Source organism: Nonomuraea mesophila (assembly GCF_004352805.1).
GTDB lineage: Bacteria > Actinomycetota > Actinomycetes > Streptosporangiales > Streptosporangiaceae > Nonomuraea > Nonomuraea longispora.
The window spans coordinates 1-1948 of record NZ_SMLD01000360.1; the positions used below are offsets into that span (position 1 = coordinate 1).

Genomic DNA, 1948 nt, shown 5'->3' on the forward strand with positions numbered 1-1948 from the left:
GGCGTCGGCGGGGGTCGGTTCCTGCACGCTCTGCGTCTCCGGCGGTGGCATGAGGATCGCGCCGGGCCCAGGGGGCAGCCGGCCGCCCGACATCATGAGCGAGATCGCCACGGCGACCACCGTCGCGCCCGCCACCCACAGGTGCGGAGGCAGCCGGGGCACCCTCGGCATGCGGTCGCGGATGCGGGACGCGGCAGTCGCGGCGTGGTCGGTCCTGGCCAGCGGGAAGCGGAGGGCGAGCAGGGTGGCCAGCTCGGCGAGGTGGCGGCGACCGCGGTTCTCCCAGTTGGGGCCGTACGCGGCGACGGCGTCCTCCTCCAGCTCCGCCGCGAACTGCCGGGCGGAGGCGTACCGCACCGCCGGGTCCTTGGCGAGCCCCCGCCTGAGCAGGTCGCGCAGCGTGTCGGGGGCGACCTCGACGGGCACCGGCTCCACCAGGTGTTCGTCCCGCAGTGCGGGCACGTCCAGCTCGCCGTTCCCGCCTTCCTTGTACGCCCGGTAGGGCGGCCGCCCCCTGGCCGCCTCGAACAGGACGCACGCGGCCGCGTACACGTCCGCGGGCGGGCCCGCCCTGCCCTGGGTCCACAGTTCCGGCGCCATGTACTCGGGGCTGCCCGCGGGCACGCCGGGCTCCTCGGCGTGCACCACGACGCCGAAATCCGCCAGCTTGGTGGTGCCGTCGGCCTGGACGAGGATGTTCTCCGGCTTGACGTCGCGGTGCGGCACGCCACGCTCGTGAGCGGCGGCCAGGGCCAGCAGCGTGCTCTTCAGTACGGCGAGGGCCGCCTCGGGGCTGGTCCTGTGGTGCTCGGTGAGCAGGGTGCGCAGCGTGACGCCGTCCACCAGCTCCATGACGATGGCGGCCCGAGCCTGGGTTTCGACGTATTCGTACAGTTTGACGACGTTCGGGTCGTCGATCTCGACGAGTTCGTGGGTGTCGGACCGGTAGCGGTCCATGAACTCGGTGTCCCGGCGCAGCGTGGCGTTCAGATACTTGATCGCGACGTAGGCGCCGGTCTGCTGGTAGGTGGCGAGGAACACGCGGCCGGTACGGCCGGCGCCGAGCTGGCGAACTTCACGGTAACCAGGGACCAAGTCCTACCCCCATCAGGCAGCCGTCTTCGATTCGACGGTCTCACCCGGGGTTCCGGTTGTCACGAGTCCAGAAATTTCGCCCCACGTCAATCGCGGATGACGGCGGGAGGGCCGGTGTTATGCTGATCGACGGTTCCCAAGCAAGCGCTCGGCTAACGATGATGCGGAGGTCGCCGGTGGAGCGGGTAGCCGTCCTGGTGATGGAGATGCAGCGGGGCGTCGTCGGCGATCTCACGAAATTTCCGGAGCTGGTGGAGGCGTGCACCCGCCACGACGTCATCGCCAACGCCGCCCGCCTCCTCCACGCCGCCAGGGCGGCCGCGATCCCGGTCATCCACTGCACGGCCGCCTTCCGCCCCGACCGGGCCGGCTCCCACACCGGCAACTGCCCGTTCATCGTCTCCCTGCTCAAGGACCCCGGGCACATGCTGGAGGGCACGCCCGCCACCGAGGTCGTCCCCGACCTGTGGGACGCCGGCGACCTGGAGAGCCGGCGTCACCACGGCTTCTCCCCGTTCACCGGCACCTCGCTCGACACGACCTTGCGCTCGCTGGGCGTCACGACCGTCGTCGCGGCCGGGGTCTCGCTCAACCTCGGCATCCCCGGGCTGGCCTTGGAGGCGGTCAACCTGGGCTACCGGGTCACCGTGGTCGAGGACGCGGTGGCGGGCATCCCCGACGACTACGCACGGGCCGTGATGAAGCACACCATCGGCCTGCTCGCGAGCCGCACCACCACCGCCGACCTGGCCAGGAACTGGGCAGAGCAGACGGAGACTGGCCGCACGGAGACTGGCCGCACGGAGGCAGAACGGGCGGAGGCGGGACGGGCGGGAACAGGACGGAGCGAAAC

At 71.5% G+C, this 1948-nt stretch carries 2 protein-coding genes; one reads left to right on the forward strand and one right to left on the reverse strand.

From position 1 onward, the window contains the following. Nucleotides 1-1095: serine/threonine-protein kinase (locus tag E1295_RS47995; RefSeq protein WP_132642050.1), on the reverse strand; the 1095-nt coding region annotated here is incomplete at its 3' end. A 176-nt stretch (nucleotides 1096-1271) separates the two neighbouring features. Between E1295_RS47995 and E1295_RS48000 the strand changes: the two genes are divergently transcribed. Further along, nucleotides 1272-1948 (forward strand): cysteine hydrolase family protein (locus E1295_RS48000; RefSeq protein ID WP_246081261.1); only part of this gene is annotated, 677 nt, incomplete at its 3' end.